This window comes from Nocardia sp. XZ_19_369 (genome assembly GCF_015355715.1).
Taxonomy (GTDB): Bacteria; Actinomycetota; Actinomycetes; order Mycobacteriales; family Mycobacteriaceae; genus Nocardia.
Map to the genome: position 1 here is coordinate 377,387 of NZ_JACVED010000001.1, position 23,711 is coordinate 401,097.

General features: G+C 68.5%; 23 protein-coding genes. 11 read left to right on the forward strand and 12 right to left on the reverse strand.

The window, feature by feature from the left end:
• Positions 1–20 precede the first annotated feature (20 nt).
• A complete protein-coding gene (locus tag IBX18_RS01770; protein ID WP_194832025.1) occupies positions 21–869 on the forward strand; it encodes a polyphosphate kinase 2 family protein in 849 nt (282 codons plus the stop codon).
• 6 nt (positions 870–875) lie between these two features.
• On the opposite strand, the gene IBX18_RS01775 is transcribed toward IBX18_RS01770, so the two are convergent.
• On the reverse strand, positions 876–1,736 hold the full coding sequence (locus tag IBX18_RS01775; RefSeq protein ID WP_194832026.1) for an LLM class flavin-dependent oxidoreductase: 861 nt from the start codon (positions 1,734–1,736) through the stop codon (positions 876–878).
• Between the two features lie 190 nt (positions 1,737–1,926).
• On the opposite strand from IBX18_RS01775, the gene IBX18_RS01780 reads away from it, so the two are divergent.
• Entirely contained in the window at positions 1,927–2,703 is a 777-nt protein-coding gene (locus tag IBX18_RS01780; RefSeq protein WP_306796093.1) for a thioredoxin domain-containing protein, read from the forward strand.
• A complete protein-coding gene (locus IBX18_RS01785) occupies positions 2,700–3,266 on the forward strand; it encodes a vitamin K epoxide reductase family protein (RefSeq protein WP_194832027.1) in 567 nt (188 codons plus the stop codon). Before IBX18_RS01780 ends, IBX18_RS01785 begins: the two co-directional genes overlap by 4 nt.
• Here the strand turns inward: IBX18_RS01785 and IBX18_RS01790 are convergent.
• Entirely contained in the window at positions 3,263–4,351 is a 1,089-nt protein-coding gene (locus IBX18_RS01790) for a S1C family serine protease (protein ID WP_194832028.1), read from the reverse strand. The genes IBX18_RS01785 and IBX18_RS01790 overlap by 4 nt on opposite strands.
• A gap of 175 nt (positions 4,352–4,526) precedes the next feature.
• Between IBX18_RS01790 and IBX18_RS01795 the strand changes: the two genes are divergently transcribed.
• A complete protein-coding gene (locus IBX18_RS01795) occupies positions 4,527–5,579 on the forward strand; it encodes an NAD(P)-dependent alcohol dehydrogenase (RefSeq protein WP_194832029.1) in 1,053 nt (350 codons plus the stop codon).
• 33 nt (positions 5,580–5,612) lie between these two features.
• Positions 5,613–6,842 (forward strand): AI-2E family transporter, encoded by a 1,230-nt coding sequence (locus IBX18_RS01800; RefSeq protein WP_306796094.1) that lies wholly within the window; start codon positions 5,613–5,615, stop codon positions 6,840–6,842.
• Here IBX18_RS01800 and IBX18_RS01805 read toward each other — a convergent pair.
• Complete coding sequence (locus IBX18_RS01805) at positions 6,811–8,154, reverse strand: condensation domain-containing protein (RefSeq protein WP_194832030.1); 1,344 nt, start codon at positions 8,152–8,154, stop codon at positions 6,811–6,813. The two genes, IBX18_RS01800 and IBX18_RS01805, sit on opposite strands and share 32 nt — an antisense overlap.
• A gap of 79 nt (positions 8,155–8,233) precedes the next feature.
• On the opposite strand from IBX18_RS01805, the gene IBX18_RS01810 reads away from it, so the two are divergent.
• From IBX18_RS01810 to IBX18_RS01830, 5 genes are all read left to right on the forward strand, one after another.
• Positions 8,234–8,791 carry a TetR/AcrR family transcriptional regulator gene (locus tag IBX18_RS01810; RefSeq protein ID WP_194832031.1) on the forward strand — a complete coding sequence of 186 codons (558 nt, stop codon included), beginning with the start codon at positions 8,234–8,236 and terminating at the stop codon, positions 8,789–8,791.
• Positions 8,792–8,869: 78 nt separating this feature from the next.
• Positions 8,870–9,601, forward strand: coding sequence for a ZIP family metal transporter (locus IBX18_RS01815; protein WP_194832032.1), 732 nt, complete (start codon positions 8,870–8,872; stop codon positions 9,599–9,601).
• A gap of 53 nt (positions 9,602–9,654) precedes the next feature.
• Positions 9,655–9,885 carry a hypothetical protein gene (locus IBX18_RS01820; protein WP_194832033.1) on the forward strand — a complete coding sequence of 77 codons (231 nt, stop codon included), beginning with the start codon at positions 9,655–9,657 and terminating at the stop codon, positions 9,883–9,885.
• A complete protein-coding gene (locus tag IBX18_RS01825) occupies positions 9,882–10,367 on the forward strand; it encodes a Clp protease N-terminal domain-containing protein (RefSeq protein ID WP_228540253.1) in 486 nt (161 codons plus the stop codon). The genes IBX18_RS01820 and IBX18_RS01825 overlap by 4 nt, the downstream gene beginning before the upstream one ends.
• Positions 10,367–11,422: a serine hydrolase gene (locus IBX18_RS01830; protein WP_194832034.1), complete on the forward strand. Its 1,056-nt coding sequence runs from the start codon at positions 10,367–10,369 to the stop codon at positions 11,420–11,422. Before IBX18_RS01825 ends, IBX18_RS01830 begins: the two co-directional genes overlap by 1 nt.
• A 71-nt stretch (positions 11,423–11,493) precedes the next feature.
• On the opposite strand, the gene IBX18_RS01835 is transcribed toward IBX18_RS01830, so the two are convergent.
• The 4 genes from IBX18_RS01835 to aceA all read right to left on the reverse strand — a co-directional run bounded on the left by IBX18_RS01835 (position 11,494) and on the right by aceA (position 18,177).
• A complete protein-coding gene (locus IBX18_RS01835; protein WP_194832035.1) occupies positions 11,494–13,089 on the reverse strand; it encodes a DEAD/DEAH box helicase in 1,596 nt (531 codons plus the stop codon).
• 335 nt (positions 13,090–13,424) lie between these two features.
• Positions 13,425–15,728 carry a 5-methyltetrahydropteroyltriglutamate--homocysteine S-methyltransferase gene (gene metE / locus IBX18_RS01840; RefSeq protein ID WP_194832036.1) on the reverse strand — a complete coding sequence of 768 codons (2,304 nt, stop codon included), beginning with the start codon at positions 15,726–15,728 and terminating at the stop codon, positions 13,425–13,427.
• A gap of 90 nt (positions 15,729–15,818) precedes the next feature.
• A complete protein-coding gene (locus IBX18_RS01845; RefSeq protein WP_107659627.1) occupies positions 15,819–16,691 on the reverse strand; it encodes a 3-hydroxybutyryl-CoA dehydrogenase in 873 nt (290 codons plus the stop codon).
• Between the two features lie 196 nt (positions 16,692–16,887).
• A complete protein-coding gene (gene aceA / locus IBX18_RS01850; RefSeq protein ID WP_107659628.1) occupies positions 16,888–18,177 on the reverse strand; it encodes an isocitrate lyase in 1,290 nt (429 codons plus the stop codon).
• Between the two features lie 519 nt (positions 18,178–18,696).
• Here aceA and IBX18_RS01855 point away from each other — a divergent pair.
• Positions 18,697–19,830, forward strand: a complete 1,134-nt coding sequence (locus IBX18_RS01855) for a S9 family peptidase (protein WP_194832037.1) — start codon at positions 18,697–18,699, stop codon at positions 19,828–19,830.
• Between the two features lie 49 nt (positions 19,831–19,879).
• On the opposite strand, the gene IBX18_RS01860 is transcribed toward IBX18_RS01855, so the two are convergent.
• The 5 genes from IBX18_RS01860 to IBX18_RS01880 all read right to left on the reverse strand — a co-directional run bounded on the left by IBX18_RS01860 (position 19,880) and on the right by IBX18_RS01880 (position 23,620).
• Positions 19,880–20,071, reverse strand: coding sequence for a hypothetical protein (locus IBX18_RS01860; protein ID WP_107659630.1), 192 nt, complete (start codon positions 20,069–20,071; stop codon positions 19,880–19,882).
• 110 nt (positions 20,072–20,181) lie between these two features.
• A complete protein-coding gene (locus IBX18_RS01865) occupies positions 20,182–20,379 on the reverse strand; it encodes a hypothetical protein (RefSeq protein WP_194832038.1) in 198 nt (65 codons plus the stop codon).
• Between the two features lie 99 nt (positions 20,380–20,478).
• Positions 20,479–21,399: an allantoinase PuuE gene (gene puuE / locus IBX18_RS01870; protein WP_194832039.1), complete on the reverse strand. Its 921-nt coding sequence runs from the start codon at positions 21,397–21,399 to the stop codon at positions 20,479–20,481.
• Positions 21,396–22,433, reverse strand: a complete 1,038-nt coding sequence (gene alc / locus IBX18_RS01875; RefSeq protein ID WP_228540254.1) for an allantoicase — start codon at positions 22,431–22,433, stop codon at positions 21,396–21,398. Before alc ends, puuE begins: the two co-directional genes overlap by 4 nt.
• Complete coding sequence (locus IBX18_RS01880; RefSeq protein WP_194832699.1) at positions 22,430–23,620, reverse strand: aldolase/citrate lyase family protein; 1,191 nt, start codon at positions 23,618–23,620, stop codon at positions 22,430–22,432. The genes alc and IBX18_RS01880 overlap by 4 nt, the downstream gene beginning before the upstream one ends.
• Between the last annotated feature and the right edge of the window lie 91 nt (positions 23,621–23,711).

Sequence of the window (23,711 nt, forward strand, 5' to 3'; positions counted from 1 at the left end):
CGCTGTGGTAGTTGTGGGAGATGGCGAAGAAGCACTGGTCCGTTCCGGCCACCGAGGCGCTGAAAGCCGATGGCTTGCAGATCGCCGACCTGGACACCTCCGGCACGCCCGGATTCGACGGTGACAAGGTGGCGGGACAGGAGCTGCTCGCCGAGCGCACCACGGTGCTGTCGGGTCTGCAGGAAAAGCTTTACGCCAATGGACGATCCGGCGATCTGCGCAATGTGCTGCTGGTGTTGCAGGGCATGGACACCGCAGGCAAGGGCGGCATCGTCCGGCACGTCATCGGTTCGGTCGATCCGCAGGGCGTCGACCATCACGCGTTCGGGGTACCGACCGAGGAGGAGCAGCGCCACCACTACCTGTGGCGCATCCGCAACGCGCTGCCGCGCGGCGGCCAGCTCGGCGTCTTCGACCGCTCGCACTACGAGGACGTGCTGGTGGTGCGGGTACACAACCTGGTTCCGCAGAAAGAGTGGGAACCGCGCTACGACGAGATCAACACCTTCGAGCGCGAACTCGTGGACGAGGGCACCACGCTGGTGAAGGTCGCCATGTTCGTCTCCCTCGACGAACAGAAGAAGCGGCTGATGGAACGCCTGGAACGACCGGACAAGTACTGGAAGTTCAACCCGTCCGACATCGACGAGCGCGGCTTCTGGCCCGCCTACCAAGAGGCCTACCAGGCCATGCTCGACCGCACGTCCACCGACTACGCCCCCTGGCACGTCATCCCGGCCGACCGCAAATGGTTCTCCCGCCTGGCCGTCACCGAACTCCTCATCGACGCCCTGACCGGCCTCGACCTCGATTGGCCGCCGGCCAATTTCGACGTAGCCGAACAGAAGCGCCGCCTCGCCCAAGCCTGACCCGATTCACACGAGCGGGCGGACCTCCTCGGCGACGAAGCGGACGAATCCCTCGGGATCCGCCTCGTCGGCCGTCGGCTGGACGATGACGGTCGCGGCACCCGCCTCGGCCAGTGCGCGCACCGCGGCGGCCACGGCATGCGCGTCACCGGCGACGCCCGCGCCGGGCGCGTGCTGCGGGGTGCGTTCGGCGGCCAGCCTGGCCGCGGCGTCCGGGCCGGTGACGGCCAGCAGACTCGCGACGATCACATGCTCGTCGGTCCGGCCCGCCGCGGCGCGGCCCTGCTCGATCAGCGCCCGCGCGGCGCGCACACCGTCGGCATCGGTGATCGAATCCAGCAGCGTCCCATCGGCATGCGCGCCGCACAGCCGGATCGAGCGCGGTCCACGGGCGCCCGCGTAGATCCGCGGCGGCGCGAGCGGCGGCCAATCCAGCGCGACCTCGTCGAGCTGGACGTAGCGACCCGAGGTGGTGACCCGTTCGCCGGCGAGCAACGCGCGCAACGCATCCAGATATTCACCGAGCAGCGTGACTGGGGACTCCACCCGCGCCCCCACTTGCCCCATCCAGTCCTGTACGCCGTGTCCGACGCCGAGGTGCACCCGATCGGGGAACAGGCGATAGAGCGTGGCGGCCTCCATCGCGGTCAGCGCCACGTTCCGCAGCGGCACCGGGAGCAGCCCGATACCGACACCCAGCCGCTCGGTCCATGCCAAAGCCGCTGCGGCACTGGCGATTCCGCTCTCCAGGAAACAGTCCTCCCAGAGCCAGAGCTGCTCCAGCCCGGCCGCCTCCGCGGCCATGGCCACGGCACGCAGCCGTTCCGGCGGATTCTGTGGACGAAATACGGCACCGAGGACAGTCATCCCACCATTCCTACCCGGCGGGTCCGACAACGCGCGAGATTAGCGGCCGCGTCTGCGCCCGATATTTCGGAATCTCTCAGGTTGACCCACGATGATGTGGCCGTGGCCCGACCACGCGGGGACGAGTTTCGCTCTCTACCATCGTGGCGGCAGGTACCGGCAGTCGAGCGAAAGGCGTGGTGAACGCACGGTGAGCAAGAACCCGGGTGGGAAGAAGAATCCGCTGCTGGCGGCGGATCGCGCCGACCGCAACCGCAAGATCTTCATCCAGGTGGCCGTGGCCGCCGTACTGGTCGCGCTCATCGCGGCGATCGGTATCGGTGTCGCGGTGAAGAAGGCCCGCAGGGACGATCCGGGGCCGAGCCCGGCCATCGCGGCGGCCGCGAACCAGAACGCGTCGGGCATCACCGGAACGATCACCGACAACGGCGCCATCCGGATCGGCAAGCCCGATGCGAAGGTCACCGTCCGGGTCGTCGCCGACCTGCAGTGCCCCGCCTGCAATGCCTTCGAGGAGGCCAACGGCAAGGTGCTCGACGAGGCCGTGCAGAACGGCACCGCGGTGGTCGAATACAACGTGATCGCGTTCCTGGACAAGGCCTCCAGCACGCGGTACTCGACGCGCGCGGCGAACGCCTCCTACTGCGTCGCCGAGGCGGATCCGTCGAAGTACGTGTCCTGGGTGTCGGCGATGTTCGCCCAGCAGCCCCCGGAGGGCGGCGCGGGCCTGACCGACGACAAGCTGGTCCAGATCGCGAAGGCCGCGGGCTACCCGGATTCGGTGGCGAGCTGCATCACGGATGTGAAGTACGACAAGTACATCCAGGCCCGCACCGATGAGGTGCTCAACAGCGGCATCAAGTCGACCCCGTCGGTCTTCGTCAACGGCAAGCAGATCCAGTCGAGCCAAGAGCTCATGGGACCCGGCGGCCTCGCACCCGTGATCGCCGCCGCCGCGGCGCAGTGATCACCGCCCCGCCCCGGGCCGCCTGGATTCTTCTGATCGGCGGGCTGGCCGGCTGGCTGGCCTCGGTGGCACTGACCGTCGAGCGGTTCAAGCTGTTCACCGAGCCGGGCTACACCCCGTCGTGCAGCATCAATCCGATCCTGTCCTGTGGTTCGGTGATGGTGACCGAGCAGGCCGCGGTGTTCGGGTTCCCGAACCCGCTCATCGGCATCGTCGGCTTCTCGGTGCTGGTCACCCTCGGGGTGCTGTCGGTGGTCGGGGTGGGGTTCCCGCAATGGATCTGGGGCGGGCTGTGGCTCGGCCTCGCGGCCGGGGTCGGCTTCGTCTGCTGGCTGATCTTCCAGAGCCTGTACCGGATCAACGCGCTGTGCCCGTACTGCATGGTGGTGTGGGCGATCATCACCCCGCTGCTCGCGGTGGTCACCGATCAGCTCTGGGGCGGGTCACGCGGCCCGCTGCGGGTGCTGGCGGAGTGGCGCTGGACCATTGTCGCGTTGTTCTACGCGGTGGTGCTGTTGCTGATTTTCCTGCGGTTCCAGGATTACTGGCTGTCGCTGGTCTAGTTCGGCGTGCCCAGCGCGAGCACCAGGGTGACCGTGCGACGGCCGCCCGCGGCGTCGAGGATCTCGAGCTGGATCGTGTCCTGCGGCTTGTGCACGTTGATCGCCGCGTGCAGCGCGCGAGCCGAGGTGATCACGCGACCGTTCACGGCCGTGATCACCTCGCCGCGCGCGAGCCCTGCCGCGTAGGCGGGTAGCCCGTAGAGCGCCAGATCTATCCGTGCCCCACTCGGTTTCGCGTCGGTGGTCAGCACGCCGAGGGTTGCGGTCGGGCCGATGTGCACGGTGTCGGTTGGAATGCCGGACCGGATCTGCTCGACCACCCGCATGGCCGTATCGATCGGTACCGCATAGCCGTTCGGTGGCCTGCTCGTCGCACGCTCCGGATCGCCCGACGCCGCGGCGATCACCCCGACTACCGCGCCCTCGCGATCGGCCAGTGCCCCGCCGGATTGTCCGGAGCTGACCGCCGCGGCGACCTCGAGCATCCCGGTGAGCGGCTTGCGCGACAGGTCGGCGGAGTTCAACGCGACGATAGTGCTGTCCAGATCGGTGAGCGTGCCCTGGATCGCCGTCGGCGTACCGCCGAGCCCGCCCGCGTTGCCGATGGCCAGCACCTCGTCGCGCACCCGCACGCCGGCCGAGCTGCCGATGCGCGCGGTTACCAGATCGGCCGCGCCGGACAGCGCGAGCAGCGCGATATCGACGCCCGCGTCGTAACCGAGCACGACGGCGTCGTAGGTGCGCCCGTTGCCCACATCGGTGACGCTCACCGTGTCCGCGCCCTTGACCACATGGTGGCTGGTCAGCACCTGACCGTCGGGGGTGAGCACGATGCCCGAGCCGGCGGCGCCGAGCCCGAACGGCGCGGCCGACGCGCTGATATCCACCAGCGCCGGATCGACCACAGCGGCGACGGCCAGCGGGTCCAGCGGCGGCGGGGGCTGCTCGATGATCGGTGCGGGGAGCTCGCTCGCCCCGGTCGGCCAGCCCGGCAATTCGCCCCGGTAACCGAGGAATCCGGCCACGGCGAGCAGCGCGGCGACGATCATCGCCAGCGCGCGGCCCCCATACCGTTGCTCATTCATCGCACTCCGCCTCGATGCCATGCGAATTCCATTGTGGCCGGAGATCTTCACCGTAGATCGAAATCGGGTCGATGACCGCCGCTGCCCGCCGAAATACCCGCGTGTTCGTAATTCAGGCGTGTCCGTTATGTGTCATGTTTGGCAAGTAGAGGCATGCGGCGGTAGGCATGTATGCATGACCAATGCTGCTGCGTACGCTCTTTCCACACCTGATGGCGCATTCGAGAAGGTGACGATCGAACGCAGGGACCTGGGTCCGCGTGACGTGCTGATCGACATCAAATTCGCGGGTATCTGCCATTCCGACATTCACACCGCGCGCGACGAGTGGGGCGGCACCAAGTACCCCTGCGTACCGGGTCACGAGATCGCGGGCCTGGTCGCGGCGGTGGGCTCCGAGGTGAACAAATATCAGGTCGGCGACCGCGTCGGGGTCGGCTGCATGGTCAATTCCTGCGGTAAGTGCGGACCGTGTCTGGCCGACGAGGAGCAGTACTGCACCCGCGGCGCGACCATGACCTACAACACGCCCGTCGATCCGGCCGTCCAGCCCGGCGGGTACACCATGGGCGGGTACTCCACCCAGATCGCGGTGACCGAGAACTTCGTCGTCGGCATCCCCGAGGGGATCGGCCTCGACCAGGCGGCACCCCTGCTGTGCGCGGGCGTCACCCTCTTCTCGCCGCTGCGGCACTGGAACGCCGGGCCCGGCAAGCAGGTCGCCATCATCGGCATGGGCGGGCTCGGGCACGTCGGGGTGAAGATCGCCGCCGCGCTGGGCGCCGAGGTGACCGTGCTCAGCCACTCGCTGAGCAAGCAGGACGACGGCAAGCGGTTCGGTGCCAGCCACTACTACGCGACCAGCGACCGGCAGACCTTCCGCGAGCTGCGCGGCCGGTTCGACCTCATCCTCAACACCGTCTCGGCCGACCTGCCGATCGACGACTACCTCAAGCTGCTGAACCTCGACGGCACCCTGGTGATCCTCGGTCTCCCGGAGAACCCGATGAGCGTCAAGCCGTTCACCATCGCGGGCTACCGGCGCTCGCTGGCCGGGTCGATGATCGGTGGCCTGGCGCAGACCCAGGAGATGCTGAACTTCTGCGCCGAACACGGCATCGGCGCGGAGATCGAGGTGATCTCCGCCGACGAGATCGACGGCGCCTACGACCGCGTGGTGGCCAGCGACGTCCGCTACCGCTTCGTCATCGACGTGTCGACCATCTGAGATAAGACCGCGCCGGGTGGGTACGTTGGCGATGTGGCTTCGGACGAAGACGACAACGCGACACCGCCTGCGGGTGCGGATGCGGTGGCACCCACCGGGGAGGCCGTGGTTACCGCGGAGATGACGACCACCCCGCCGCCGTGGCTGCTGCGGGCGTTTCTGCTCGCGGCGGCGACGGTGGCGGGGTTGTTCGCGGGCTTCTGGGCGCTGACCCGGCTGCAGGGTTTGCTCACCATTCTGTTGGTCTCGCTGTTCCTGGCCTTCGCCATCGAGCCTGCGGTGAACTGGCTGGCGCGCCGCGGTATGAAGCGCGGACTGGCCACGGGCGTGGTCTTCCTCGCCCTGATCGCGGTCGTCGTTGGCTTCTTCTGGACGCTCGGCTCGCTGCTGATCGATCAGGTCACCGCGCTGGTCAACAATGCGCCGCAGTACGCCGACCAGGGCATCGACTGGATCAATCACACCTTCAAGACGAACCTGTCCGGTACCGATATCGAGCGATATACCAGCGACTGGAGCAAGTACCTCGAGGGCGCGGCCGGAAACGCCTGGGACATCAGCACCCGGGCGGTCAGTGTGGTCTTCCAGTCCCTGGGCGTGTTGCTCTTCACCTACTACTTCGCCGCCGACGGCCCGCGCTTCCGCAACGCCGTGTGCTCGCTGCTGCCGCCGCGCAAGCAGCGACATGTGTTGCGCGCCTGGGATATCGCGGTGGAGAAGACCGGCGGCTACATCTACTCGCGCGGGCTGCTCGCCCTGGCTTCGACGGTGGCGCACTATGTCGCGCTGCGGGTGCTCGATGTGCCGTCGGCGTTCGCGCTGGCGCTGTGGGTCGGCGTTGTCTCGCAGTTCATTCCGACCGTCGGCACCTATCTGGCCGGCGCGCTGCCGGTCATCGTCGCGCTGGTGCACGACCCCTCCGACGCCGTGTGGATCCTCGGCTTCATCGTGGTGTACCAGCAGTTCGAAAACTATGTGCTGCAACCGCGAATCACCGCGACCACCCTGGACATGCATCCGGCCGTCGCCTTCGGCGCGGTGCTGGCCGGCGCCGCGCTACTCGGCGCGACCGGTGCGCTGCTTGCCATTCCGGTCACCGCGACCGTGCAGGCCTTCTCCGGGGCCTACATCCGGCGCTACGAGGTGCAGACCGATATCGATGTGCGCGCGCCGCTGCCGCCACCGCCGCCGAAGCCCCATCGAAAGTGGGCTCGCCAGTTGACCATCCGGTTTACCGGAGCTGAGCGACCGAAGGGCGAGTAGCCGCGCACCGGCGCAGCTGCTCGAGCAGCACCGCGGTGATCTTGCCCATCTGCGCGCGGCTGTGCTGCGCGATATCGTGCTCGACCTGGATGGTGAGCCGGTCACCGACGGTGAAAACAGTGAGCTTCGGCGGCATGCCCGGCCCCATCGCGAAGACGTCGTCGCGCACGTGCCCGAGGCCCGGCGGCGTCGAATGTGCGGGCAGGCGGCCGATATTGGACATGGCCAGGGTGGGCGCCGCGGCGAACGCAGCGGCCGTCGCCGGGTCCGTGACGCGCTGCGCGGCCAGCAGGAATCGGCCAGCGTCGCGGCGCGCTACCGCGGCCTGCATACCGGCCGTCACCAGGAGACCGAGCTCGATCGGGCTGTGCTCCGGCCCTACCTCGACAGGGGTGCCGACACCGGACGCGACATTCAGCATCGTGCTCGCGGGCAGCGGCGGCACCAGTTCGTTGCGCAGATCCATGGCGTGCCCGCAGATCAGCGGCAGGGCGCCGGTGGCCGGTTCGAGTTGCGTGCGCCAGGCCACCAGCGCGGCGCCGCAGAGCAGGCTGTTCACCGAGATGCCGTGCGCGCGAGCGGCATCGACCAGCGCACCGGTTTCGGTACTGTCCAACTCGATGCGCCGCACCGCGAAACGGCCGAGGGGATCGTCGCCGACGCCGTCCCCGTCGCGGGGCAGCGCGCGCGGCGCCGCGGCCGGATCGATCATCGTCACGCCCGCGGCGGCGAAGTCCAGGAACTCGGCCACCTCGGCGTCGGAAAAGGCCTCGGCGAGACGGGTATCCATCGCCTCGGGCAGCGACTGATCCGAGTCGCCCACCGGCAGTGGACTTCCCGCGATGTGCGCGGTGTAGCGCCGCCACAGCTCCGCAAGCAGCGCGAAAGCCGATCGGCCATCGGCGATTCCGTGATGGATGGTCAGCACGATCTGCTGACGCTCGCCGGCCCGCAAGAGGTGGGCGCGGAACAAGCCGTCGGTCCAGTCCCGCGGACCGTTCACCAGCAGCAGATAGTCGGCCTCGTCACCGTCGGTGACGTCCAGGCGCGGGCGATAGTCGTCGTCGCGGCGCAGGTACATCGTGCCGTCGGGCTCGGTGAGCACCCTGCTGCGCAACATCGGGTGCACGGCGGCCAGCTCACCGAGGACCCGGCGCAGCAGCTCGGGATCGAGCGCTCCGTGCACGGTGGAGCCGATGTACAGCGGCATGCCGCCGGTGGGGACGCTGCCGAGCTTGGTGTCCGTGCCGAAGAACGTGGTTTCGAACGGGGAAATGGGGCGCTGTGCGGTCATGCCCTCGAACATACGCATGTTTCAAACAGTTGTCACAAACATATGTATGAAACAGTCGTCACAAACACCCGTATGCCCGGCTGCTATCGTGCGAAAGGTGGGAACTCGAGACGACCTCCTCGCCGCGGCCAAGCAGTGCCTGGCCGAACGCGGCTACGCGCGCACCACCGTGCGCGACATCGTGGCCGCCTCTGGCACCAACCTGGCCGCGATCAACTACCACTTCGGCACCCGCGACAAGCTGCTCAGCCAGGCCATGATGGAGTCGAGCGCGACCGCGGTGCAGGCGATCCTCGACTCGCTGCCCGCCGACGACACCGCCGATCCGGCCGTCCGCATTCGAGCATTCCTCGAGCAACTGATCCGCTCGTTCACCGAGGAACGGCTGCTCTGGTCCGCCAATATCGAGAGCTTCGTGCAGGCGCTGCACTCCCCCGAGCTGCGCGCCGAACTCGGCACCGCGCAAGCCCGTGCGCGCCAGGCGCTTTCACGCGTCGCCGACAGCGCCACACCCGATCCCGCCATCGGCGCGGTGGTGCAGACCCTGATCGGCGGCCTGCTCGTCCAATGGCTGATCGACCCCGCCAACGCGCCCTCCGCCGAGACCATCGCGGCGGGTCTGCGCGCACTGGCCGCGGCGGCCGACCCGGACTGAGTACACCGGGTAACCGCCCGGCGAACCCACCGGCCCGTGCTACCGTTCCCGCCCGTGCCGTTCACCGATGCTGGAACGATGGCGATTCTGCTGGCGCTGGTTTCGATGTGCTCCACGCTGTTCGGCGGTTTCGTCGCGGTGCGCATCGGCGACCGCCGGCACCTGGTCCTCGGCTTGGCCGCAGGCGTGATGCTCGGCGTGGTCTTCTTCGATCTACTGCCGGAGGCACTGGAACAGTCGGGGCAGCACGTCCTCGGGGTGCCCGCCGCGCTGATCGCCGCGGTGGTCGGGTTTCTCACCATCCACGTCATCGAACGCGCGGTCGCCGTGCACACCGGACACGAGCAGGAATTCGGCTCGCACACACACGGTTTCGAATCCGTCGGCCTGCTTGCCGCGTCCGGCTTGATCTTTCACAGTCTGCTGGACGGCTTCGGCATCGGCCTCGGGTACCAGGCGGGCGCCACGGTCGGCGCGGCGGTGGCGATCGCGGTCATCTCGCACGACTTCGCCGACGGCTTCAACACTTTCACCATCTCGACCCTCTACGGCAGTGCGCGCAAGCGGGCGCTGACCCTGCTCGCGCTGGACGCCATCGCCCCGGTGGTCGGCGCGATCCTAGGCACGCTCATCCAGGTCCCGGACGGCGTAGTCGGGCTCTACCTCGGGTATTTCGCCGGGTTCCTGCTGTACCTGGCCACCGCGGACATCCTGCCGGAGGCGCACGCCGTGCACCCCTCCCGCCTGACCCTTGCCTGCACCGTGACGGGCGCGGGAATCATGCTGCTCGTGGCCGCACTGAGCCACTGAGCGTTAGCAACCAAGGTTGACTATCCGCAATTTAGTCAACTAAGGTTGCTCGCATGCCCACCCCCGAAATCCCCGATTCCGGCGACCCCGCAGACCGGCTCGCGGCCGTGGTCGCGTTGCGGCGCTTGGCCGATCAACTGGAGGACGCCGCCGTCGAGCAGGCGATGCGGACGGGCTGGAGCTGGCCGCAGGTCGCCGAGGCCCTCGGTGTCACCAGGCAAGCGGTGCACAAGAAGCACGCCAAGCGGCTCATCGCCGCGGGCGTCAGCCTGAGGAGGCGATGATGATTCTGACCGCATTCGACGAATACCTGCACACGGTCCTCACCGAGGGCAGCAGCGAGGCGCAGCGGGACGGCTCGGCGACCGTCGAGGCGCAGCACCTGCTGCTGGCGATCGCCGCACAGCAGGGCACCGCGCCGCAGCGCGTCCTGGCCGCGGCCGGACTGGACCACCAGGCGATCCGCGACGCGCTGCACCGCGAGTTCGAGCACAGCCTGAGCGCAGCGGGAGTGTCCCTCTCCGGTCTGGATGTGCCACCTGCGAAGGGCTGCGGGAAGGGCGCCCCGAATGTCGGCGCGTCGACCAAGCTCGCGCTGGAGCGCGGGTTCGGTTCCGTTGCGCGCAAACGAGATCTGCGTCCCGCGCATGTGCTGCTCGGCATTCTGCGGGCCGAGGTCGGGACGGTACCGCGCGCGCTCGCACTGGCCGGTGTGAACCGGACAGAGCTACAAGCCCAGGTGCAGCACACGCTCGAGGAAGCGTGATGGCAGCACATCCGGAGGTTCAGCAGCTGCTGGACGAGGCGGTACGCGAGCGCGGCCTGCCCGGCGTCGTCAGCGAGATCCGCGACAACCAGGGCCGCTGGTTCGGTGCGGCAGGGGTGGCCGACACCTCTACCGGGCGAGCGCGTGCCGAACACGAGCAGTTCCGAATCGGCAGCGCCACAAAGGCGTTCACGGCGACGGTGGTTCTGCAGCTGGTCGCCGAGGGCAAGCTGAGCCTCGACGACACGGTGGAGCGGTGGCTACCCGGACTGGTCGCGGGCAACGGCAACGACGGCAGCGCGATCAGCATTCGGCAACTGCTCGACCACACCAGCGGGCTGTTCAACCACACCGACGACGAACAGGTGCACTCCGCCGAAGGCTGGCGGCCAGAACAGCTGGTCCGGATCGCGACGACACACCCGCCCTACTTCGCCCCCGGTGCGCATTTCCGATACGCCAACACCAACTACCTTCTCGCCGGACTGCTCATCGAGCAGGTGACGAATGCCCCACTTGCGCAGGAGATTACCCACCGAATCTGTGAACCTCTCGGCTTGACCGGGACCTACTGCGCAGGCACCGAAACCGAGATCCGTGGGCCACACCCTCGCCACTACTCGACGTTGTTCGACCCCACCCCGGACGCCGCGGTCCACGACCTCACCGAAATGGACCAGACCTGGGCCGGTGCCGCAGGCGACATGGTCTCGACCACCGGAGACCTCCAGGTCTTCTTGCATGCACTGCTGACCGGGCAGCTGCTGCCACCCGCCCAGCAGCGAGAAATGTGGACCACCGTCTCCACCGCGGGCGCGGAGTGGGTCCCGGACACCAGGTACGGCTGCGGCGTGTTCGAACAGCAGCTGCCGTGCGGCACAACGGTTTACGGCCTCGCCGGCGCCGCCATGGGCTCGTGGACCTGGGCGATGGGTAGCCGAGACGGCGAACGCATCGTGGTGACGCACACCAACGGCGACTGGAACGACCCGCTGGAGGTCTTCCTCGCGGTGCTGGACACCCAGTTCGGCTCCACCGTGCCGGCTTCTCGCTGAACGACAAAGGCCGCCTCCCCGTACTGGGAAGGCGGCCTTGATCTTTCAGCTAGTGAACCGCTCGCCTATGGTCAGGCGGGTGCCTGTTCGCGGGTTGCCCGAGTGCGCGGCGCCGCGCCACGGACCGGACGGGCCGCCGAACGGCCCGCGTTGTCGAAGCCATGGGCTGCGGCACCGTTCGCGCCACGCCCGTTCCGGCTGCGCGACTGACCACCACCGACATGTGCCGCCGCGTCGCCGCCACGCCCGCCGCGACCACGCGACTGGCCACCGGCGACACCGCGCGACGCGGCGTCATCGGTGCTGCGCGCGGTCCGGCTGCGCGGCTGCCCACCGGCAGGCGCACCGTCCCGAGCGCCACGACTACGGACCTGACCGGCAGGCGCGCTGTAGCGACGGTCGCCGCCACCACGCCGGTTGCGGTTGCCCTGTCCTTCGGAGTTCGACGCCACCGGCATCGCACTCGGTGCGACCCGCGGTGCGACGGTGCCGACCAGCGCCGTCACCGGCGCGGCGTCCGCGGTCACCCGCTGCGAGGCGACATTGATGTTCGCCTTGCGCAGCAGTGCCGCGACATCGCGGCGCTGCTCGGGCAGCACCACGGTGACGACGTCACCGGAGCTGCCCGCGCGGGCGGTGCGGCCGGAGCGGTGCAGGTAAGCCTTGTGCTCGGCGGGCGGATCGACGTGCACGACCAGCTCGACGTCGTCGACGTGCACGCCGCGCGCCGCGATATCGGTCGCGACGAGCACGCGGGCCGAGCCGTTGGTGAAGGCGGCCAGGTTGCGGTCGCGGGCCACCTGCGACAGGTTGCCGTGCAGGTCCGTCGCGGGAATCCCCACGGTGGTGAGCTGCTTGGCCAGCTTGCGGGCCTGGTGCTTGGTGCGCATGAACAGGATTCGACGGCCGGAGCCCGCGGCCAGCGTCTCCACCAGGATCCGCTTGGCCTCGACGCCGCCGACCTCGAAGACGTGGTGGGTCATCGCGGGCACCGGCGAGTCCGCCGTGTCGACCGAGTGCGTGGCCGGGTTGCGCATGAACTGCTTGACCAGCTTGTTGACGCCGTTGTCCAGCGTCGCGGAGAACAGCAGCCGCTGGCCGCCGCTCGGGGTCGAGGCGAGGATGCGGGTCACCGCGGGCAGGAAGCCGAGGTCGGCCATGTGGTCGGCCTCGTCCAGCACGGTGATCTGCACGTCCTGCAGCGACACCAGACGCTGGCGCATCAGGTCCTCGAGCCGGCCGGGGCAGGCGACGACGATGTCGACGCCGGTCGAGAAGGCCTTGGCCTGCCGGTGCTGGGAGACGCCACCCATGATGGTCGTCACCTTCAGCCCCGCGGCGGTGGCCATCGGCTCGAGCGCGGCGGCGATCTGGGTGGCCAGCTCACGGGTCGGGGCGAGGATCAGGCCGCGGGGACGGCGGCCCGGCTTGCGGTCGCCACCGGCGAGGCGGTCGACCATCGGGATGGAGAAGGCCAGCGTCTTGCCGCTACCCGTCTTGCCGCGGGCGAGCACGTCGCGACCGGCCAGGGTGTCGGGCAGGGTGGCCGCCTGAATCGGGAACGGAGCGGTGATACCGCTCGCCGTCAGGGCGCCGACCAGCTTCGCACCGACGCCGAGAGCGGCGAAGGACGTGGTGGCGGCAGGGTTCGAAGAAGGATTCGTCATATGAGGTGGGTGTGCCTTCCAGGCATCGGGGTGTACCCCAGCGCTGCGCAGGACTGTCGTCCGTGCGTTCGGTGTTATGACACCCAGCTGAGGCGCCGACGCGAAAGGTAAGACATCCACGACGGATCGAGAGGGAGCGTGAAGATCAACGCTTGCCTCGGGTAACTCTACCGCAACCTCGAGTATTCCTCGATGCCAGGTTGCCAGTGGGTTACGTCACTCATTGCCTGGGCGAGGAATGACCGTCGGCGGCTCGCCCATCGGTGACCCACCACCGGCCCTCCTCGAACGAAAACCGCCCCCTGCGAAAACAGGGGGCGGCCAACGTAGTTCGGCTACTCGCCCGCGAGCGCGCGCCTGCGCACCCGTCGCGCCGCGGCCACCAAGTTGCGCAACGACGGCTCCAGCTGCCAGTAGTGCCTGGTCTTGAGCCCACCGTCCGGATTGGCCCATAGTCGTTCCGGCGTAATGGCTTCCGCCGCCGCGGTGAGCAGTTCGTCCAGCTCGTCGATGTCCGGGATGCGCGCCGAGCGGCTCTCGTACACACCGGGACCGACACCGTGGCTCAGCCCGTGGTCGGTGCCGCTGTCCGCCTTGAGCGCCTTGACCACCCAGTCGATCGAGCGGGTGGCCACGATCGCGGTGACGTCGCAGTCGAGTTCCTCGATCGCCTCGACCACCTCGGCGCGGCCGGAATAGCCGATGTGCGTGTGGATCTGGGTTTCCGGCTTGACCCCGGAGGTGGCCAGCCGGAACGCGCCGACCGCCCAGCGCAGGTACTCGGCCCGCCCCTCGGGCCGCAGCGGCAGCATCTCGCGCAGCGCGGGCTCGTCGACCTGGATGATCGCGATGCCCGCCCGTTCCAGGTCCACCACCTCGTCCCGGATGGCGAGGGCCACCTGGTCCGCGGTCTCGTGCAGCGGCAGGTCCTGCCGGACGAACGAGCGCGCGAGCATGGTGACCGGACCGGTGACCATGCCCTTGACCGGCTTGTCGGTCAACGACTGGGCGTAGCTGATCCACTCCACCGACATCGGCGCGGGCCGCGACACGTCGCCGTAGAGGATCGGCGGTCGCACGCAGCGCGATCCGTACACCTGCACCCAGCCGAAGTGCGTGGTCGCGAAGCCGTCGAGCAGCTCGGCGAAGTACTGGATCATGTCGTTGCGCTCGTGCTCGCCGTGCACCAGCACGTCGAGCCCGATATCTTCCTGTAGCCGGATCGTCGCCTCGATCTCGGCTTCGATCCGCTTCTTGTAGTCGTCGAAGGACAGCCGGCCCTCGCCCAGTTCGTAGCGGGCCTGCCGAATCTTGTTGGTCTGCGGGAAGGAACCGAGCGTGGTGGCCGGCACCGGCGGCAGATTCAGCTTGGCTTGCTGGGCCTCCCGGCGCACCGCGTAGGGCTCGCGCGCCCGCATATCCGGCGTGACCGCGTAAACCCGTTGGCGCACCGCGTGTTTCTGCTTGAAGTGCACCTCGGTCGGCCGCTTGCGCCAGCTGTCCGACGGGCCGTCGGTGAGCGCTTTGGCGAGCGAAACCACCTCGCCCACCTTCTGTTTCGCGAAGGCGAGCCGGTCGGCGACGTTACCGAGGATGTCGTACTCGATGAGTAGGTCGTAGGGCACGTGCAGCAGCGTGGTGCCGGTCGAGACGACCAGGTCCGGGCACACCTGTGCGAGCTGGTTCAGGTACTCGAGCGTGACGTAACGGTCGGCGCGCCAGACGTTCTGCCCGCTGATCACCCCGGCGTACAGGCGCTTACGGCGAATGCCCGGAATCTCCGCGAGCTCCTCCGGCCGGATGCGGTAGCTGGACAGGTCGAGCCCGATGGCCTCGACATTGCTGGCCGCCAGGATGCGCAGCGCCTCGCCGAAGTCGCCGTACTGGCCGGTAACGAGCATGCGCGGACGCAGCGGCGCCTTCGAAAGTCGTTGGTAGGCAGCCTCGAACGCGGCCAGCTCGGCGGGCGTGCGCTCGCTGGTGAACGCGGGCTCGTCCAGCTGCACGCAGGTGGCGCCGCGCTTGGCCAGGATCTCGAAGAGCTCCTCGTAGGCGGGCAGCAGCCGGTCGAGCAGCTTCAGCGTGTCGAACTCGTCCTCGCCGGGGACCTGCCCCGCCTTGGACAGCAGCAGCAGCGACACCGGGCCGAGCACCACCGGCCGCAGCTCGATGCCCTGCGTCTTGGCCCGGTCGAATTCGTCGAGCAACGCCTCGGGATGCAGCGAGAATTCGGTGTCGGCATCCAATTCCGGCTGGCGGTAGTGGTAATTGGTGCCGAAGAACCGCACCAGCTCCAGCGGCGGCAGATCCGGCCTGCCGCGCGCCATCAGGAAATAGAAGTCCAGCGGATCCATCTCGCCGCGGAACGGCTCGAACCGCTTGGGCACCGCGCCGAACATCAGCGCGTTGTCGAGCACGTGATCGTAGAACGAGAAGGTATTGCCGGGGACCTGGGTCAACCCGGTGGCGGCGAGTTCGTTGAACTGCCGTTCCTGAATGTCACGGCCCACCGCGAGCAACTCTTCGCGGGGAATCGCACCGCGCCAATAGGCCTCGAGTGCCCGCTTGAGTTCTCGATGCGGCCCGATGCGCGGATAGCCGAGAATGCTCGACCCGTAGCCGTCGGTCACGTTCACCATGAGCGCGCTGCTCCCTTCGATGGCTGTGCGGCGCCCACTACGAAGACTGGACGCCGCACGCTATTGCGCCTGGGTTGAATCGAAACGAGCTCAGGCCCGGTTGTACTGGTAGAAACCGGCGCCGGTCTTCTTGCCGAGCAACCCAGCTTCGACCATACGCATGAGCAGCGGCGGAGCCGAGTACAGCGGCTCCTTGAATTCCTGGTACATCGAGTCGGCGATCGACTTGACCGTGTCCAGGCCGACCAGGTCGGTCAGCGCCAGCGGGCCCATCGGGTGCGCGCAGCCGAGCACCATCGCCTTGTCGACGTCGTCCTTGGTGGCGAAGCCGGACTCGACCATCCGGATGGCCGAGAGCAGGTACGGCACCAGCAGCGCGTTCACCACGAAGCCGGAGCGGTCGGCGGAGCGCACGACCTGCTTGTCCAGCACGTCACCGGCGAACGCCTCGGCCCGCTTGGACACGGCCTCGCTGGTCTTCAGCGTGGTGACCAGCTCGACCAGCGGCAGCACCGGCACCGGGTTGAAGAAGTGCATGCCGACCACGCGCTCGGGCTGGGTGGTGGCGACGGCGATCTTCATGATCGGGATGGAGGAGGTGTTGGAGGCGAGCACCGCGGACGGGTCGGTGACGACCTTGTCCAGCTCGGCGAAGATGGCTGTCTTCACCTTCTCGTCCTCGAGCACCGCCTCGACCACCAGCTGGCGGTCGGCGAAGTCGTTGAGGTCGGAGGTGAACCGCAGTCGCCAGGCGGCCTGCTCGCGCTCGCGCTCGGTGATCTTGCCGCTGCTGACGCCGCGGTCGAGCGAACGAAGGATGCGGGCCCGACCCGCGGCGGCCAATTCCCTGGTCTGTTCGAAGACGAGCACGTCGACATGCGCCCTGGCACACACCTCCGCGATTCCGGCACCCATTTGTCCGGCGCCGATGACACCGACGCGTTGAATCTTCTCGCTGCTCACGTCCCGCTCCTGCTGTTGGTCTGGCTAGTCGGTGGCTGGAAGGGGTGTGCTCTGGTGTGAGCGGCCCTTCGATGGTCCAAGGTATAGGGATGCCCTCCCCGCCGGGGCTGTTCAGGCGGGGAGGGCGGTACACCCCTACAGGGGGTTATCGGTATTCACGTCGGGAACCTCATTCCCTGAGCGAATCACGAGTGGCTCAGTGGAACTGGCCTTCTTCGGTCGAACCCTTCAGCGCCGCGGTGGAGGTGTTCGGGTCCACGGTGGTGGCGATGGTGTCGAAGTAGCCGGCACCGACCTCACGCTGGTGCTTGATGGCGGTGAAGCCACGCTCGGTGGCGGCCTTGAACTCGCGCTCCTGCAGGTCGACGAAGGCGGTCATGCCCTCGCGGGCGTAGCCGTAGGCCAGGTCGAACATGCCGTAGTTGAGCGAGTGGAAGCCGGCCAGGGTGATGAACTGGAACTTGAAGCCCATCGCGCCGAGCTCACGCTGGAACTTCGCGATGGTCGCGTCGTCCAGGTGCGCCTTCCAGTTGAAGGAGGGCGAGCAGTTGTAGGCCAGCAGCTGGTCCGGGAACTCGCTGCGCACCGACTCGGCGAACTTGCGCGCGACCTCGAGGTCCGGCACGCCGGTCTCCATCCAGATGAGGTCGGCGTAGGGGGCGTAGGCCTTGGCCCGCGCGATGCAGGGCTCGATGCCGTTCTTCACACCGAAGAAGCCCTCGGCGGTGCGGGTGCCGTCCAGGAACTCCCGGTCGCGCTCGTCCACGTCGGAGGTGATCAGGGTGGCGGCCTCGGCGTCGGTGCGGGCGATGATCACCGACGGCACGTCGGCGACGTCGGCGGCCAGGCGCGCGGAGGTCAGGGTGCGGATGTGCTGCTGGGTGGGGATGAGCACCTTGCCACCGAGGTGGCCGCACTTCTTCTCCGAGGCCAGCTGGTCTTCCCAGTGCACACCGGCGGCACCGGCGGCGATCATGGCCTTCTGCAGCTCGTAGGCGTTCAGCGCGCCACCGAAGCCGGCCTCGGCGTCGGCGACGATCGGGGCCAGCCAGTTGCTGACCGAGGTGTCACCCTCGACCTTGGCGATCTCGTCGGCGCGCAGCAGCGCGTTGTTGATGCGGCGCACCACCGACGGCACCGAGTTCGCGGGGTACAGCGACTGGTCCGGGTAGGTGTGGCCGGACAGGTTCGCGTCACCGGCGACCTGCCAACCGGACAGGTAGATGGCCTTCAGGCCGGCGCGGACCTGCTGAACCGCCTGGTTACCGGTGAGGGCGCCCAGCGAGTTGATGTAGTCCTCGTTGTTCACGAGATCCCAGAGGATCTCCGAACCGCGGCGAGCGAGGGTGGCCTCTTCGACGACGGTGCCCTGGAGCTTCGACACCTGCTCGGCGGTGTAGTTACGGGTGACGCCCTTCCAGCGGGGGTTGGTGTCCCAGTCCTGCTGGATTTCCGCAGCGGTCTTCGGGGTGCCGGCGTTCGACATCTCTGACTCCACTTCCTCGTTTTAAGTCGATTGCCCCACGACCGAGCGGTGAAACAGCTCGAACTGCTGGAGCGGCAATTTGCAGGCTTGCTAGGCCCATGGGGTGTACTTCCACACGATTGCACAATGCGAAATGGCCGTCTACCTGTTGCTAATGCGAATCTAAGCTAGGTTTCGATCCCGGTTTGCTAACTTTGCGAAATTAGCGGGCTAATTGCAAACGGCGAACCTACCGGCTGGTAGCCCTGACGTGCGGTTTTAGCGTAACGCTCGTACTGTTAGAGATCGGCGGGACATCGGTCATCGACCGGGCGCGGCATTCCGGGTTGTGAGGACGTTCACAAGTCCGGGCGGGTGCCGCCCGTGTGGGCCACGCCACCCTCGCCTGGGCCGGGCGCGCGGCGTCGGGCAGACTGAGGCGAATCCGAACTTGGACATGCGTCCGGCGCCCACGGGCGTCCGCGAACGGCAGCACTGCCCGGGCACCCGGCAGCACTGCGCACCCGAACAGGAGTCCCCATGCGGAAATCGGTCCTCGCCGCCGCGTTCACCCTCGCCTGCACCGCAGGCCTGCTGAATCTGCCGGTCGCGACCGCGGCGCCCGCGGGCACGGTCGAGTCGGTCGCCCCGCTGTCCCCCGCCGCGACCCTGCCGGGCTCGGCGAACTCGGCCCGCCTGCTGTACAGCTCGACCACCGCGAACAACGTGCCCGCCACGGCGAGCGCGGCCGTCTACTTCCCGCCGGGCGAGCCACCGGCGGGCGGCTGGCCGGTGATCGCCTGGGCACACGGCACCGTCGGCCTCGGCGACAACTGCGCGTACAGCGTCGCGGGGCCCGGTGCGGTCGAACGCGACTGGGCCTATCTCGGGACGTGGCTACAGCAGGGCTACGCGATCGTCGCCGCCGATTACGCCGGGCTCGGCACACCGGGTGAGCATCCGTATCTCAACGGGATCGTGGAGGCGCACAATGTCGTCGACGCGGTCCGGGCGGCAACCACGCAGTATCCGTCGCTCGCCAAGAAGTGGGTGGTGGTCGGCCAGTCCCAGGGTGGCGGTGCGGCCGTCTACACCGCGCGCTACGCCACTGAATTCGGCGGTCCGGAGCTCGACTACCGCGGCGCCGTCGGTACCGGCGTACCCGCGTATATCGAGGACATCCTGACTCCGCTCGGCCCGGGCATACCGCCGGTGAAGCTGAGCCCGCACAGCACGGGCTACACGCTCTACATCCTCAACGGGCTGCGCACCACCTACCCGGAGCTGAACATCGAGTCGTTCCTCACCGACGCGGGCCGGTCGTGGCTGGCAAAGGCGCGTGAGGACTGCCTCGTGCCGCTCGGCGACGAGCTCGCGGCCGAGGACGTGGTGCTCGGAAACCTGTTCAGTAAGCCGCTCAACCAGATCCCCGACCTGCACGGGCTGCTCACCCGATATCTCGGGCTGCCCGAATCCGGCTACGACAAGCCGGTATTCCTGGGCCAGGGGCTGCGCGACACCGACGTGATCACGCCGGAGACGCTGCGGTTCGCCGCCGTGTTGCAGGCGAACGGGCAGCCGGTGCGGTTGCACACCTACCCGGAGGACCACAGCGGCGCGGTGAACGCGTCGCTGCGTGATTCGGTGCCGTTCGTGCGTGGCTTGTTCGGCTGAACCCCCCGCGGAACTGCGCGGCCGGTCCCCTGCCGGCCGCGCAGTCCGGCTAGCCGGACAGGCTGGTGAGGGTGCACATCATCACGGCGAGCGGGTGGATGACGCCCTCGCAGCTCTTGGCAACCGACTCGACCGGGGTGTACTCGCCCAGCGGCAGCGGGGCCGCCGTGGCCGCTCCGCTGCCGATCAGGGTTGCCGCGCCGACCAGGGCGGCGGCGACAATTCCACGTACTGCGAACATTCGAACTCCTCATGCATCAGCTGGACGCCGAACCTGTCGGCGAGCACAAGCATTGCATGACTCGAATTGTGTTGCCGCATAACCGAGTCGGCGCAGCGGTCAGCTGCCCGCTAGCCGGACAGGCTGCTGATCGTGCAGACCAGCAGGGCGAACGGGTGCGTGACGCCGCCGCAGGTGCCCTGGACGTTCTCGACCTGTACAGGCGCATGCGGCTCGAGCGGCAACGGCGCCGCAGCGGCCGCACCGGCGCCGATCAGGGTGGCGGCACCGATGATGGCGGCGGCGGCGAATCCACGTATTGCGAACATTCGAACTCCTCGTGCATCGGGTACGGCCGAACCTTAATCGGCGAGACCCTCGCTACGCATGACCCGAATTATGTTGCCTCGTACGTCGCGGCGCGGAACTCAGTCGGCCCGCGCCGGATGGACCCGGCGCCAATGCTCGGCGATATCGATGCGGCGGGTGATCCACACCTTGTCGTGCGACTGCACATGGTCCAGGAAGCGTTCCAGCGCGGCGGTCCTGGCCGGGCGGCCGACGATGCGGCAGTGCAGGCCGATCGACAGCATCTTCGGACTGCCTTGCGCGCCTTCGCGATACAGCACGTCGAAGGCGTCGCGCAGGTGCGCGAAGAACTGCTCGCCGGTGGGAAAGCCCGCGGCCGAGGCGAACCGCATGTCGTTGGTGTCCAGCGTGTACGGCACCACCAGGTGGTCTCGGCCGTGCACGGTGACCCAGTAGGGCAAGTCGTCGGCGTAGGAGTCCGCGTCGTAGACGAAGCCGCCGTGCTCGACCACCAGCTCCCGGGTGTTCGGGGAGTCGCGCCCGGTGTACCAGCCCAGTGGTGCGGCGCCGGTGAGTTCGGTGAGGATGCGGACCGCCTCGGCCATGTCCGCACGCTCGGTGTCACGGTCGGTCAGCTGGTAGGCCTTCCAGCGCAGGCCGTGACAGGCGATCTCGTGGCCGAGTTCGCGAAAAGCGGCTACCGCCTCCGGGTTTCGCCGCAGCGCGTGCGCGACGGCGAAAATGGTCAGCGGCAGGCCGCGGCGCTCGAAGACGCGCAGCACGCGCCACAGCCCGGCCCGGGAGCCGTACTCGTAGAGCGACTCCATGCTCATGTGCCGGTTCGGAAAAGCCTGCGCCGGAGTCATTTCCGAGAGAAAGGTCTCCGAGTGCTCGTCGCCGTCGAGCACGTTGAGCTCGCCGCCCTCCTCGTAGTTCAGCACGAACTGGACGGCGATCCGCGCATCGTCGGGCCACCGCGGGTCGGGCGGTGTCGGACCGTAACCGATGAAGTCGCGGCTCGGCGCGACCGGCTCGCTCATCCGCCGAGCTCGCCGAACAGCCGCAGCCGGGCGAGACCACCGTCGGGGTAGATGTCCAACCGCACCTCCTCCACCGACGCCGCCATCGGCGCGATGGCGAACTGGTGCCTGGTGTCGGGCAAAAGGTCGGTGCGCGGCAGCAATTCGAGCTCGGTGCCGTCGTTGGTGCGCCCGGTCAGGCGCGCCGCGCCGGGGCTGTTGCCGAGGAAGTACGAGGTGTCGATCTCGGCGAGCCGGATCAGGCCGGGCCCGGCGAGCCGGATTCGCACCCAGTCGTTGCCGTCGTCGCGGCGGCGGGCGGTCTCCCAGCCGTCGCCCATCCGCCGGGCCAGCCCGGGATACAGCAGCTGATTCGGCGAACTGTAGAAGCGGTTGGAGCAATCGAGCACCAGCGCACCGTTTTCCAGCGCCGCCAGGTCGAGTGGGCCGAGCCCGAGCAGCCTGGGGTCGGGACTGCCCTCGCCGTGCACCCGCAGCCGCGCCACCCCGCCATCAGGATGCATGGTGAGTTTCACGTGGGTCCACCGTCTTTCGCTCGCGACGGCGAACGGATTGCGGCTGTCCCCGGCCACCGGCGCGTGCTCGATCAGCGTTTCCCAATCGTCGCGGGCGGCAATGCTTTCCGCGGACGGATAATCGGCGACCTCCAGCGCGGCCACCGAGACCGCGGGCGGATAGTTGCCCTTGAACCAGGCGGTGTCGACCACGACGCCGCGGATCACGCCGGGCACGCCGAGCCGCACGATGGCGAAGTCGTCGCCGGGCCGGCCGCGGTGCCTGCGGGTTTCCCAGCCGTCGTAGACCTGGCCCTTGTGCCCGAAGGTCGCGGGCTGGTACTCGGCCGGACCCGGGTTGATCAAATTCTCCTTCTCCGCGAAGAATTCGTCGTTCGCCCAGATCACCGAGCCGCCGAGCGGGCGAACGGCCAGGTCGGGCAGCAGGGTGAAGTCCGCGGCGGGCGCAGCGCTGCCCGCGGGATGGGCGCGCACGTGCGGCGCGGATTTCCCGCCGCCGGTGACGATTTCGGCGGTCATGACCGTACCTCCTGCGGAATAGGCGCTCGCGTGACCAGGGCACGCAACACCGCCGGTGACAATTCGGGCGCTCGGGCGGCGAGGTCTTCGGCGGTCCGGGCGCCGCATTCCACGCCGCGTAAGACGGTGGCAGCTAAAGCTTCCGCGGTGGCCGGTTCGTCCATGACCCCGCCCGAGCGGCGGTCCAAGTAAGCCTGCAAGCGCGGCACGGCCACGTCGATCGCCTGCCGGAAGAAGTCGTAGGTCGCCAGCCAGCGGGTGACCAGGTGGCCGGGGTGCATATCCCAGCCCTGGTAGTAGCCGCGGCGCAGCGACCGGCCGACCAGGCGGTGGTGATTGCGCAGCGCCGCTTCCGGTTCGGTGTCCGGCACGATCTGGGTGGAGCCGTCGCACACCCACACGCCGGTCTGCGCGGCGGCCACCTGCATGACCGACTTCGCGTAGTCCGCGGCGGGGTGGTCGAGCGCCTGGTCCGGCGCGGCGACACCGCAGGCGGCGGTGTAGTCGTACGTGCCGAAATGCAATGCGCTGCATCGCCCCTCGGCCAGGCCGATCATGCGGGCGATCGGCGCGGTGCCGTCGGCGGCGATGATCGCCTGCGGGCTCTCGATCTGCAGCTCGAAGCGCAGCGTGCCCGCGCGCAGTCGGTAGCCGCTCTCCAGCCCCTCACACAGCGCAACCAGCGCCGGGACCTGCTCGGCGGCTCGGATTTTGGGGACGGTGAAGACGAAACCCGCGGGCACGTCGACCATGGCTGCCAGCACGAGTTCGAGGGTGCGCACGGTGCGGTTGCGTTCGCCGACGGCCAGGCCCTTCGTCCGGATGCCGTAGCTCTGCGGGCGATACGGCGTGTAGGCCCAGGTGGCGAGCACCGCACCCGCGGCACTGGCCGCCTCGTCCTCCTCCGCGTCCGTGCGGAAGCCGTAACCGTCTTCGAAGTCGATGCGCAGATCCTGAATCGGATCCTGCGCCAGCCGCTTGCGCACGTCGGGCAGCGAGCCCGTCGAATCCAGCTCGGCGAGCAGGTCGTGGTGGCGGTCGAGCAACTCGACGGCCGCCGCGCCCCAGGTGCTCGGGGTGTCCTCCATGATCCGGTCGGCGGGAACATAGGCAGTGTGGATCGGCTGCGCCTGCCCGTCCGTCCCCGGGTAGCGCGTACGCAACTCCGTGTCGACGGTATCGAGCATGGCATCGATCCTGGCCCGGACATTCTCCGGCAACCGTGTTCGATCGGCGTCGTTCGCTTGTCCTCCGTGGTTACGCAAGCTGCCGCCTCCG